10 protein-coding genes are annotated in these 12,243 nt (G+C 65.1%); 5 read left to right on the top strand and 5 right to left on the bottom strand.

The genetic code is table 11. The features are described from left to right. Position 1: 1 nt before the first annotated feature. Together AC5ZFO_RS00930 and AC5ZFO_RS00925 are read right to left on the bottom strand one after the other, a co-directional pair. Positions 2 to 1,081 carry a maleylacetate reductase gene (locus AC5ZFO_RS00930; protein ID WP_282518569.1) on the bottom strand — a complete coding sequence of 360 codons (1,080 nt, stop codon included), beginning with the start codon at positions 1,079 to 1,081 and terminating at the stop codon, positions 2 to 4. Beyond that, complete coding sequence (locus tag AC5ZFO_RS00925) at positions 1,078 to 1,401, bottom strand: Dabb family protein (protein ID WP_014496495.1); 324 nt, start codon at positions 1,399 to 1,401, stop codon at positions 1,078 to 1,080. Before AC5ZFO_RS00925 ends, AC5ZFO_RS00930 begins: the two co-directional genes overlap by 4 nt. A 108-nt stretch (positions 1,402 to 1,509) precedes the next feature. Here AC5ZFO_RS00925 and AC5ZFO_RS00920 point away from each other — a divergent pair, with 108 nt between their 5' ends. The 5 genes from AC5ZFO_RS00920 (at position 1,510) to AC5ZFO_RS00900 (ending at position 7,649) form a co-directional block, all read left to right on the top strand. Further along, a complete protein-coding gene (locus AC5ZFO_RS00920) occupies positions 1,510 to 2,433 on the top strand; it encodes a LysR family transcriptional regulator (RefSeq protein ID WP_071915418.1) in 924 nt (307 codons plus the stop codon). Positions 2,434 to 2,446: 13 nt separating this feature from the next. Continuing rightward, positions 2,447 to 3,892, top strand: coding sequence for a xylulokinase (xylB, locus tag AC5ZFO_RS00915; protein ID WP_496121071.1), 1,446 nt, complete (start codon positions 2,447 to 2,449; stop codon positions 3,890 to 3,892). A 130-nt stretch (positions 3,893 to 4,022) separates the two neighbouring features. Further along, positions 4,023 to 5,546: a sugar ABC transporter ATP-binding protein gene (locus AC5ZFO_RS00910; protein ID WP_282518567.1), complete on the top strand. Its 1,524-nt coding sequence runs from the start codon at positions 4,023 to 4,025 to the stop codon at positions 5,544 to 5,546. Then, a complete protein-coding gene (locus AC5ZFO_RS00905) occupies positions 5,539 to 6,579 on the top strand; it encodes an ABC transporter permease subunit (protein WP_282518566.1) in 1,041 nt (346 codons plus the stop codon). The genes AC5ZFO_RS00910 and AC5ZFO_RS00905 overlap by 8 nt, the downstream gene beginning before the upstream one ends. A 122-nt stretch (positions 6,580 to 6,701) precedes the next feature. After that, complete coding sequence (locus AC5ZFO_RS00900) at positions 6,702 to 7,649, top strand: ABC transporter substrate-binding protein (protein WP_282518565.1); 948 nt, start codon at positions 6,702 to 6,704, stop codon at positions 7,647 to 7,649. Positions 7,650 to 7,728: 79 nt separating this feature from the next. Here AC5ZFO_RS00900 and AC5ZFO_RS00895 read toward each other — a convergent pair whose 3' ends face one another. The 3 genes from AC5ZFO_RS00895 to AC5ZFO_RS00885 form a co-directional block, all read right to left on the bottom strand. Continuing rightward, on the bottom strand, positions 7,729 to 9,264 hold the full coding sequence (locus tag AC5ZFO_RS00895; RefSeq protein WP_496121068.1) for a glucosamine inositolphosphorylceramide transferase family protein: 1,536 nt from the start codon (positions 9,262 to 9,264) through the stop codon (positions 7,729 to 7,731). A 29-nt stretch (positions 9,265 to 9,293) separates the two neighbouring features. Further along, positions 9,294 to 10,466, bottom strand: a complete 1,173-nt coding sequence (locus AC5ZFO_RS00890) for a glycosyltransferase family 4 protein (RefSeq protein WP_282518563.1) — start codon at positions 10,464 to 10,466, stop codon at positions 9,294 to 9,296. A gap of 230 nt (positions 10,467 to 10,696) precedes the next feature. After that, positions 10,697 to 12,043 carry a lipopolysaccharide biosynthesis protein gene (locus AC5ZFO_RS00885; protein ID WP_282518562.1) on the bottom strand — a complete coding sequence of 449 codons (1,347 nt, stop codon included), beginning with the start codon at positions 12,041 to 12,043 and terminating at the stop codon, positions 10,697 to 10,699. Between the last annotated feature and the right edge of the window lie 200 nt (positions 12,044 to 12,243).

The raw sequence follows: 12,243 nt of genomic DNA, 5'->3' as shown, positions 1-12,243 counted from the left end.
TTCAGGCCGCCGCTTTGATGGTAACAGGCGGCTCGCCGGCCCAGGCGCGAGCGATCAGCTCGCGGATGGCATTGCGCTCGAGCGGGCGCGGGTTCCAGTAGGCGTTGGTGACGGCGAGATCGGCCGCCTTGTCGATGCCGCTTTCGGGCATGCCGATGTCGCGCAACGCCAGCTTCGCACCCAGCCGCTTCGCGAGCTCGTAGAGCCCCTGGGACGCATCGGCCGCGCCGATCGCGCGCGATATCCGCGCCATCGCATCGGGCACCGCCGGTGCGTTGTAGGCCAGCGCATGCGGCAGCACGATGGTGTGGGTTTCGGCATGCGGCAGATCGAAGGTGCCGCCGAGCGTGTGGCAGAGCTTGTGATGCAGCGCCATGCCGACCGTGCCGAGGCAGACGCCGCAGAGCCAGGCGCCATAGAGTGCTTCGGTGCGAGCCTCGCGGTCATCGCTTTTGGCCGCAATGGCGGGGAGGGCGCGCGCGATCGCGCGGATGCCTTCCTCCGCCATCAGCGACGTCACGGGATTGGTGTCGCGGGCATAGAGCGCTTCAACGGCATGCGCGATCGCGTTGATGCCGGATGTCGCAGCGAGGCTCGCCGGCAGCGTCAGGGTGAGGTCGACATCGTAGATCACGGTCTCCGGCAGCACGGCTGCGTCGCGCACCGTGGTCTTCAGGCCGTTCTCGGTCTGGCCGACGATCGGCGTCATTTCCGATCCGGCATAGGTGGTGGGAATGCAGAGCTGGTTGATTCCGGTGCGCAAGGCCAGCGCCTTGCCGAGGCCGGTGGTCGAGCCGCCGCCGAGTGAAACGACGCAGTCGGCCTCGCATGCTTTCATCGCCGCGAGCGCGCGCTCGGTGACCTCGACCGGCGTATGCATCGTGGCGCCGGGAAAGATGCCGGCATAGAGCGGGCCGAGCGCTGCGCCTAATCTCTTGCCTTGCGCCTCCTGCTGGGGCGTCGTCAGCACCAGCGCGCGCTTGCCGCCGAGCCGCTCGATCTCGGCTTTGGCCGAGGCCAGCGTTCCGCTGCCGAATACGACGCGGCAGGGCAGGTTTTCAAAGGTGAACGAACCGATCATGCGCCGGTCTCTTTGATGGGATAATCGACCTGGAAGCGTCCGATCCGCAAGTCGCCCAGCGCCTCGCGGACGCGCAAATGTTCCGGGTGGGTGGCATAGGCGGCGAGTGCGGCCTGGTCGGTGAATTCGGAGAACAGCACCACGTCGCAGGCGTAGTCGACATCGCTGACGTCAACGCCGACCTCGATGTGGGTGAGGCCGTCGATCCGGCCGCGCAGGCCCTCGAACAGGGTCTTGACCTTGGAACGGGCCGCGGAACGCTCCGCGGGCGTCTCCCCGCGCAGCCGCCACATCACGATGTGCCTGATCGGGCCCGACATTTCCCAGTTTCCTCGCCTGCTATCTTGCTTGTGTTCTGGCCATTTTGACTTGCGGGATGTGGAAATAAAGGTCAATATTTGTAAGTCTCTTTTTCTAAAAGTGGAAAAATGGATCGCCTGCTGCAATTGGAGGTGTTCTCCAAGACGGCCGAGCTCGGCAGCCTGTCAAAAGCCGCCGAGGCCTTGCGCATGTCGAATGCGGCGGCGAGCCGCCATCTCAGCGCGCTCGAAGAGCGCCTTGCGGTCAGGCTGATCGAACGCAATACACGCCGGCTGTGGTTGACGGAGGCGGGGCAGGAGCTGCTGGAGCGCTCCAGCCGGGTGCTGAGCGAACTGGCGGAGGCCGAGGACATCGTCAGCGATCGCGCGCTGTCGCCGCAGGGCACGCTGCGGGTCACGAGCTCGCTGTCTTTCGCGGTGATCTATCTGGCGCCGATGCTGCCTTCCTTCCGCGCGCGCTATCCGAAGCTCAACATGCAGATCACGACCGCCAACCGCTATCCCGATTTCATCGAGGCCGGCATCGACGTGGCGATCCGGACGCGCGAGCAGGAGCCGGATTCGAACATCATCGTCCGCCGCATCGGCCAGATGCGGCGCGTGCTTGCCGCCGCGCCTTCCTATCTCGCAAGCGCCGGCGAGCCGGAGCAGCCCGCCGATCTCGCGCGCCACAACATGCTGGTCTACAATCTCGCGAACGATCCCTATTCGCTGCGCCTGCGCAAGAGCCATGGCGCGCAGACCGTCCGCATCACGCCGACGCTCGACAGCAATGACGGCCAGGTCATTCGCGGTGCGGCGCTGGCAGGGCTCGGCATCCTCATCCAGCCGCTCTATATCGTTCAAAGCGACATCGCGGCGGGCCGTCTCGTCCCGGTGCTGGTGGATTGGGAGCTGCCGCTGCTCACCATGAACATCGCCTACCAGAACCGTGCCGGGCTGCCCGCCAAGATCAGGGCTTTTTCCGACTTCCTCGTCACCCACATCCGCGAGCATTCGGAGCCGGGCATCTGGATGGACGCGACCAAGTGAGCGGGTAGCAGCCATGTATCTCGGCATCGATCTCGGCACCTCGGCGGTCAAGACCGTTCTCGTCGACGGTGCCCAGCGCGTGATTGCGAGCGAGAGCCGGCCGCTCGCGACCGCCTCGCCGCAATCAGGCTATTACGAGCAGGACCCCGCACAGTGGATCGATGCGGCCTTTGCCACACTGGATGTCCTCAAGGCGACGCATGCCGGCGAGTTGGCGGCCGTCGAAGGCATCGGGCTGTCCGGCCAGATGCATGGCGCCATGCTGCTCGATGCGAGCTGGAGACCCTTGCGGCCCTGCATCCTCTGGAACGACGGCCGCTCCGCCGCCGAGTGTCGTGTCCTGGAACGACGCTGGCCCGCCTTGCGTGCGGTGACGGGCAACAAGGCGATGCCGGGATTCACCGCGCCAAAACTGCTCTGGATCGCGACGCACGAGCCTGAAATCTTTGCGGCGACGAAACTCGTGCTGCTGCCGAAGGCCTATCTGCGCCTGGTGCTGAGCGGCGAGGCCATCGAGGACGTCTCGGATGCATCGGGATCGCTGTGGCTCGACGCCGCGCGCCGGGACTGGTCGGACGCAGCACTGGCGGCGACCGGCCTGTCGCGCGATCACATGCCGCGTCTGGTCGAGGGATGTGCGCCCGCGACCACGCTGCGCGGCGAGCTGGCGCGGCGCTGGGGCATGACCGGACAGCCGGTGATCGCGGGCGGTGCCGGCGACAATCCGGCGGGCGCCGTCGGCATCGGCGCGATCCGGCCGGGAACCGCGTTCGTGTCTCTGGGAACCTCGGGTGCCTTGCTGGCACCGACCAGCAGAATCGCCGCCAACCCGGACCGCGCGGTGCATACGTTCTGCCACGCCATTCCCGACATGTGGATTCAGGCCGGCGCGATCCTCTCGGCCGCCTCCTGCCTGGCCTGGATCGCGCGCCTGTTCGGCGCCACCGAGGCCGAGTTGCTGGCGCCGCTTGGATTGCGCCCGCAGGCGCCGTCGCCTGTGAGCTTCCTGCCTTATCTGGCGGGTGAGCGGACGCCGCACGATGATCCCGCCGTGCGCGGCATGCTGGATGGTTTGAGCCATGGCACCGATCGCGGGACGATCGTGCAGGCGGTGCTTGAGGGCGTTGCCTTCGCGCTCGCCGATTGCCGCGATGCGCTCGCGGATGCCGGCATTGCGATCACGGAAGCCGACGCCATTGGCGGTGGTTCACGGTCCCGGTTCTGGCTCTCGGTGCTGGCAAACGTGCTGAATGTTCCGGTCCATCGCTTTGCCGGAGGCGAGACCGGCGCGGCGTTCGGTGCGGCGAGATTGGGGCGGCTTGCTGTCACCGGTGAGGCGATCGCCGCCGTGTGCACGCGGCCGCAGCGCATCGAGACGTTCGAACCCGACGCAAGACTGGTCGATGCCTATGCCGAGCGGCTTCCCGCGTGGCGCGAACTGTATCGGCCGCGCCACTAGCATCGCCTCGACGTTGTATTCCCGTGTCTTCGGTATTGCTCTGTGCCGCGGGCTTTTGTTTAATGCGTGAACCGCGCTGACAAAATCATTGAGACGCGGGTAGGAAACGCATTGTGCGTCGGGAGGCACGATGAACGATCCGATCCTCGAGATGCGTGGGGTCTCAAAATCCTTCTTTGGCATCAAGGCGCTGCGTTCCGTTGATCTCACCGTCTATGCCGGCGAAATTCATGCCCTGATGGGTGAGAACGGCGCCGGAAAGTCGACCTTGATGAAGATCTTGTCCGGCGCCTACAGGCCCGATCCCGGCGGCGAGATCCGCATTGAAGGAAGCCCGGTGCGGATCGAAGGTCCGCTCGGCGGCCGCGCGGCGGGCATCTCCATCATCTACCAGGAGCTGTCGTTGGCTCCCAATCTCAGTGTTGCCGAGAATATCTATCTCGGCCGGGAGCTATCGCGTGCAGGTTTGCTGGCGCGCGGCACCATGCGCGAGGGCGTCGGCCCCATCCTGAAACGGCTGGGCGCAGACTTCCTGCCGTCGACGCTGGTGGCGCACCTTTCCATGGGCCAGCGGCAACTGGTGGAGATCGCGCGTGCGCTGCACGCGAGATCAAAAATCCTGATCATGGATGAGCCGACCACCGCGTTGTCGGCCGGCGAGAGCGCACGGCTGTTCGCGCTGATCCGCCAGCTTCGCGCCGAGGGGCTTGCCATCATCTACATCTCGCACCGCATGGACGAGGTCTACGCGCTCGGCAACCGCGTCACCGTGCTACGCGACGGCCGGCTGGTCGGGGCGCTCGACAAGCAGGACATCCGCGCCGACACCATCGTTCGGCTGATGGTCGGGCGCGACGTCTCCTCGTTCTACAAGAAGGATCACGATCCGGAGGCGGGGCGGGGGCATCCCGTGCTCGCAGCGATCGACATGGCCGACGGCCGGCGCGTCAAGGGCTGCTCGCTGACCGTGCATGCGGGCGAGGTGGTCGGTCTCGCCGGCCTGATCGGCGCGGGTCGCACCGAGCTTGCGCATCTCATCATTGGCGCGGCGCCCAGGACCTCCGGCCGTCTCGAGCTGGAGGGACGCCCGGTCGACATCCGCACGCCGGGTGAGGCGCTCGACATCGGCGTCGCCTATCTGACCGAGGACCGCAAGGCGCTCGGCCTGTTCCTGGACATGTCGTGCCTGGACAACATCAACCTCGCGGTGCTCGGCCGGGATGCCCGGATCGGTTACATCCTCGATCGCGACAAGGCCCGCGACCGCGCCAACAGGGCGTTCGCGGCGCTCGGCATTCGTGCCGCCGACATCAACGTCACCGTCGGCGCGCTGTCCGGCGGCAACCAGCAGAAGGTGCTGCTGTCGCGCCTGCTTGCGACCACGCCAAAGGTCCTGATCCTCGATGAGCCGACGCGCGGCGTTGATGTCGGCGCCAAGTCCGAGATCTATTCGATCATCGACAATCTTGCCAAATCCGGCACCGCGATCCTCGTCATCTCGTCCGATCTGCCCGAGATCATCGGCATCTGCGACCGCGTCGTCGTCATGCGGGCGGGGCATATCGCCGGCGAGGTCAGGCGAACCGAGACGGCGCCGTTGAACCAGGAAGACATTATGGCGCTTGCCACGGGGATGGAGCATCTCGATGCCTGACAATGCTGCTTCGGAGGCCAAGCCCGCTGTGACGACGACCAACGGCGCTGCCGCAGAGACAAGGCGCCAGCGGATGAGGGTGCTGATCAGCGCGCTCGGCATGCTGCCGGTGCTGCTGATCCTCTGCATCGGCTTCCACGTGCTGTCGGAGGGCCGTTTCTTCACCGGACAAAACCTCGGCATCGTGTTGCAGCAGGCCGCAGTGAACACCGTGCTCGCCGCAGGCATGACCTTCGTCATCCTCACCGGCGGCATCGACCTCTCGGTCGGCTCGATCCTGGCGGCGTCCGCGATGGCCGGGTTGACGCTCTCCAAGCTGCCGGAGCTCGGGATGCTGTGGCTGCCGGCCGCGCTGCTCACGGGCCTCGGCTTCGGCGTCATCAACGGCGCCCTCATTGCGCTCCTGCGCCTGCCGCCTTTCATCGTCACGCTCGGCTCTCTCACCGCCGTACGCGGCCTGGCGCGACTGCTCGGCGCCGACACCACCGTCTTCAATCCCTCCATTCCCTATGCCTTCATCGGCAACGGCTCGCTGACGCTCGTTCCCGGCGTCGCGTCGATCCCGTGGCTCTCGGTGATCGCCTTGCTCGTGATCCTGGTCTCGTGGCTGGTGCTACGGCGGACGGTGCTCGGCGTGCACATCTATGCGGTGGGCGGCAATGAAAGCGCGGCGCGGCTTGCCGGCATCAAGGTCTGGGCCGTGTTGACCTTCGTTTACGGCGTCTCGGGACTCTTCGCCGGGCTCGGCGGCGCCATGCAGGCGGCGCGGCTCTATGCGGCCAACGGTCTCCAGCTCGGTCAGTCCTACGAGCTCGATGCGATCACCGCCGTGATCCTGGGCGGCACCTCGTTCGTCGGCGGCATCGGCTCGATCTGGGGCACGCTGGTCGGCGCGCTGATCATCGCCGTCCTGTCGAACGGCCTGATCCTCGTCGGCGTCTCGGACATCTGGCAATATGTCATCAAGGGCCTGGTGATCATCGGCGCCGTGGCGCTGGACCGCTACCGGCTGCAAGGCTCCGCCAGAACGTGAAAGGCTCTGCCAGAACCTGAAAGGGTTCGGCGCGCACCTGAGTGCGCATGGTGTGATGCGAGGTTCCGTTGCGGCAACTGGTCTGCCGTGCCGGATAAGAATACAGACCAGGGAGGAAGCCAATGTTGAAGACGATCACGCTCGCCGGCGCCGCGATGGCGCTTGCCCTAAGCACAGCGCCATCCTTCGCCAAGGAACTCAAATCGATCGGCGTCTCGCTGGGTTCGATGGGCAACCCGTTCTTCGTCGCGCTGTCGAAGGGCGCCGAGTTCGAGGCCAGGAAGACCAATCCCAATGTGAAGATCACGACGGTCGGCTTCGAATACGACCTCGGCAAGCAGGTCACCCAGATCGACAATTTCATTGCCGCCGGCGTCGACCTGATCCTGTTGAACCCCGGCGATCCCAAGGCGATCGGGCCGGCGATCAAGAAGGCGCAGGCGGCGGGCATCGTGGTCGTCGCGGTCGACACCGCGGCCGAAGGCGCCGACGCCACCATAACCACGAACAACGTGCAGGCCGGCGAAATCTCATGCCAGTACATCGTTGACAAGTTAGGGGGCAAGGGCGACGTCATCATCGAGAACGGGCCGCAGGTCTCGGCCGTGATCGACCGCGTCGTCGGCTGCAAGAACGTTCTCTCGAAGAATCCCGGCATCAAGGTATTGTCCAGCGACCAGGACGGCAAAGGCTCGCGTGAAGGCGGTCTCACCATCGCGCAGGGCTATCTGACGCGCTTTTCCAAGATCGACGCCATCTTCGCCATCAACGATCCGCAGGCGATCGGCACCGATCTCGCGGCGCGCCAGCAAAACCGCAGCGGCATCGTCATCACCGCGGTCGATGGCGCGCCCGACATCGAGGCCGCGCTGAAGGATCCGGCGGCGCCGCAGGTCCAGGCGTCCGCTTCGCAGGATCCGTTCTTCATGGCGCGGCGTGCGGTGCAGGTGGGTGTCGGCATTCTCAACGGCCAGAAGCCGGCCTCGACCGTCGAGCTCCTGCCCTCGAAGCTCGTGACCAGGGACAACGTCGCCGAGTACAAGGGCTGGACCTCGGATCGTTCTCAGTAGAACGCCGCCTCCCGCGGGAGCGGTCGAAACACGAGATGACGGGAGGCGTTGTGATCCACGCCGTCCGTCGTGCCACGCGTTAGCAGGCGGTGTGGGGACTGGTTCGCGGGGACAAGACGACCGATGGAAATTTGCTCGCGAAGGCGCGGGTCTTGGGTTGAACACGCGATCCGTCGATCACCTCGAGCCGGCCGCAGCGGTTCAGCGTGTGCAGCTTTCTACCGGGCCATGCCGGTCCGGGTCTGAGGGAGTGGCGCACGACCTGCTTGAACGTCGTCGGAGACAGTTCGACCACTTCCGCGAGGCCGAGCGCTGCGCCATATCCGTCGGCGCAATCCTGCACCGGCCGCCACAATTTGCCATCGATGGTGACGAAATTCCCCGCGGGTCGCGCGCTTGCGCGATCGATCAGGACCGGGTTGCTGGCATGGGGCAACCAGGGGCCGAGCAGGTGCTCGGCGTAATAGATCGCAAGAGAATCCGAATAGCCGCCGGTTCCGTCTCGCCAGGCTCCGAACAAATAGTTCAGACCGTTGTGCTGCGTGATGGTCACATCAGCCAGTTCGAGACCTGAGAGCAGCGTGGCGTGCCGCTCCCATTTGTCCGGAAACCGAATGCATTTGTAGAGCGCGACGTCCCCGTGGAGCGAGCTCTCCGGGATCATCCACAACTCGCCATCGTCCTCGATCAGGAACGGATAGGACAGGTGCCAGGGCTCCTCCAGCACGGGTACGACCTCGCCGACCGGGCCGGCGTCGCCGAATTCGATTGCCGAAATGATGCCTTTTCCAACCCGGTGATCGAGGTCTTCGAAGTAGACGAATGTTCGTCCCTGCCAGGTGATGGGGAAGGGATCGGCGTAGAAATGGTTTCCGGGATCGGCAAGAACGTTCCAGCCAGGCCCGGAGAGATCTCCCGTCTGCCAGACGCCCGCGCCATCATTGAAGCGCCATCCGACATGCCAATGCGGGGCATAGCAGCAGAGGCGGTAGATCTCCTTGGCGATCGACACGGCGAGGCCGCGCACGACGTAGGCCGCCAGCGGCCGGCCGTTGCCGGCTTGGGCCGGGCGTGCCAGCTGCGGCACGATACGCGGCCGTCCCGACAGGATGGCCGCCACCATGGTCAGGGTTCGCGCCATGACCGTTTCGAGCCCACCGCTCAAACCGGCCGCGATTTCTGCGGAGGGATGGCCGCGGTCGAGCACTGCACCGTCGACCTCGTCGACGATCTCGATGACGGGCAGGTCGCCGGCGAGAATTGCCGCGAGTGCCGCGTTTTCGCCCGCAGTCCCGTTGAACAACGGGCGGAGATACAGCCGGGCCGAGCTGTTCGGATCGCGCGCGGTGCTCGTGAAATCGACGATCACGTCGGCCGTGCCGGTGCGAGCCTGCGTCCGTTCGGGATCGATTTTCAGCTCGTCGGCGCCGCTATGCCTGCCCTTGTGCAGCACCACGCGCTCCAGCCCGAACAGGGCGTTGAGCCCCGCGGGCCGTGGCTCCGCCGTTGCGGTCCACGCGATTTGAACCGGAACGTCCCGGCCGTCGATCGACAGCGACTGGCGGTGCATCCACCGCCGCGCATGGTCACGTTCGCAGCGAAACTCGATGATCATGTCGAGCCAACCTATTCCAACGCATCGGCTCAGATGAGCTGGTTGAGGATTTGAACGTATTCCTCAACCATCGCATCGACCGAATAGCGCAGCCTCAGGCCTTTGGCGTTTTGTTGCAGTTCGTCGCTCAGTGCTTGGTCGGTCAGAAGTCTGGAGACGGCAGCCGACAGCTTCGCTTGATCTGAAGCATCGACAAAGAGGGCAGTGGGCTTTCCTTCGAAGGACAGCACCTCGCGCAGCACGGGAAGATCGGTGACAACCGAGGGAACGCCGGCGTTGGCGGCTTCGACGGCGGCAAGGCCGAAGGTCTCGGCCTGCGTCGGAAACACGAATATGTCGAGACAGGCGAGAAAATCCGCGATCTGGCGTGGCGCTATTTCGCCGAGCAGATGCAGTCGGTCCGAGACGTTCAGCTCGTCCGCGAGCTGCCGCAGTCGTGCCTCGTCGGCGCCCTGGCCGGCGAGTGCAAGGTGCCACGACGGCTCATCCGGCAGCAGGCGTATCGCCGCATCGAGCCGCTTGTGCGGATGCAGCCTCGCCGCGCAGCCGAGCAGGACGCGGTCCGGCGGCAGGTTGAATTTCTGTCGTGCGGCGCTCTTCGGCAGGATGAGGGCCTTGTCCTCGAAGCCGTGCGGGACATGCACCATGCGCGACCGGTAGGCCTGCGGGTAGCGCGAATACTCGCGCTCCATGTCCTTCGAGTTCAGCGTGATGCGGTCGAAGAAGCCGACGCTGCCCATGACGATGTCGGCCGTGCGGACGGGCCAGCTCATCGACAGCGCGGATGAAACCTGATTGGCGACGACAGGGGCGCGGCTGACGAGGCGCGTCACGCCCGCGCCGATGACGTTGCCGAAATGCTGGAAGGTCAGGACGGCGTCAGGCCGCGTGGCTCTGATATGTCCGCCAAGCGTCCACAGCATCCGCAGCAGCGCAACCGGATTGCCCGGCCGGCGCGATGCGCAATAGAACGTCTCGGGCGGCTCGTCGAACGAATCCGATTTGCGGAAGAAAAACAGGTTGGAGACGCGATGGCCGCGCGCGGAGAGGCCGGCGCCGAGAAGCCTGGAGATCTCCTGCGCGCCCGCGTTCTCGGCCTGGGTCTGTACGAGAAGGACGTGCAGCTTTCGTTCGCTGCCGTTCAGCCGCGCGAGTTCTGTCGCGGTCGTCTCGCCCAAATTGTTCGGCTGGTAGTGGAGCACGGATCCCGACCCGCTAAAGAAACGAAATCTTCACCTTCTTAACCCCGTACCTATCATGCAGGCATCGGGCAGACACCGACTAGCAACAAACGGAGTTAATGCGCGAGCCGCCGATTGCCGCGTTCTCGCGGGAATTCTGCTGATTCCCGGATGGTGCGCAGCGAGCGCGTTAACCAACGGAACCTGCGCGCGCCGTCGCGGATCAACCAGGCCGATCGTACGATTGACGCCTATTCGGCGGAGTCGGCGCCGCGAACCGCATAGCGGCCGCGTCGCCACGCCGAGAAGCGCAACAGCACGAGAACCGAAGGATCGACCCCGGTTCGCCGCCGACACAAGACATTGAGTGCGATCGTCGTGAGCGCCAGCGACACGGTGGCCGCAATTGCCGCGCCAAGCACGCCGAGCCAGGGGATCAGGACGAGGAATCCGCCCAGTCTCAATGCGACATTTGCGGCGACGACGGGAACGTAGATGCGTTCATGGCCGGTCAACTGCAGGATCGCCGCCGACGGACCGCCCGCGGCCTGAATGGCCGTTCCGATCGCGAGCACGATCAGCACCGAGTGCTGCTCGGTGAAATGCGGCCCGAACAGGTTGAGGAGATAGGGGCCGCCGACCCAGATCAGGGCGAGGCCTGCGACCACGCAAAGCGCGGTCACTTCCGCCATGAGCTGCAACGTCCGCTCGAATTCCCGGTGATTTTTGCTGAAGTACAGCGAAGGAAGCCGGCGCGCGCCGAACGAGTACAGCGCGGCGGAAAGCATGGCGAAGATATTGGCGAGGCGTGACGCCGCGAAGTAGATGCCGGCGGTCGCCGGATCCAGCATCCAGTAGACCAGAATGACGTCGAAATACTGGTTCGCGACTTCAAGGATGGACGCAAGCCAGAAATGCAGCGCGCTCGATCGCCAGCGCGTTGCTTCGGAACTCGCTGTTGTCGCGCGCAAATCCGGCAGCACCCGTACGATCGCAATGATCTGCGCGACGAGGCCCACCGACATCGCGATCGTCATTGCGGCGATCAGCTCGGCGGGATCGAGCTGCCGATGCCCGAACAGCGTGGCGAGCAGAAACAGGACGACGATGACCCGCCAGAAGAACTCGCGGTTGCCTTCGCCCATGATAATGCTGACCAGCGAGCGCGCGATCTGGCTGCCGAGCATCAATCCGGCACTCACGGCGGTGTAGGCCGAGACGGCGAGGATCAGCAGCCACAAATCCCCTCTGAAGTGCGCAACCAACGCAACTGCGGCGATCGCGATCAGCATCGCGACGGCGGAGATCCTGAAGCTGGAGAGCAGGAGGCCCTTGGTGAGGTCGGGCCTGTCGCCGACCTCATATTCGTTCAGGAACCGCACCAGCAACGCTTCCTGACCGACCAGTCCTACGACTGCGGCGATCTGGGCAACCGAAAGCCAGGTCGCAAAGATACCGAATCCGTCGGGTGTCATCGTTCGCGCGGCGAGCGAGAACAACGCAAACGCGAGCGCGCCGCTGCCAACCTTCAGGAGGATGGTCCCGACGACACCGCGCGTGACGTCACGCCGCAGAAATTGAACAATGGAATCGATCATCGAAGATGCGCAGCGTTCCCCGAAGATGGGCGTTGCAAGGATGGCGAGAGCCTAGCATGCCGGAAAATTGCGAGTGTTAATGCCCGGTCTTCAGGTCCCGTCGTCCATGGTCGACGAAGGTCGTGCGCCGCTGCTTCACGGCGAAACAGCCGCGTCCCTGATGTGCCAGATTGAGCAGGCACCGGCTCGGTCGAAAAGCG

The sequence above is a fragment of the Bradyrhizobium sp. Unk1 genome, from assembly GCF_059512345.1.
The sequence above is the reverse complement of the archived record's forward strand: the minus strand, read 5'-3'. Positions and strand labels throughout refer to the sequence as shown.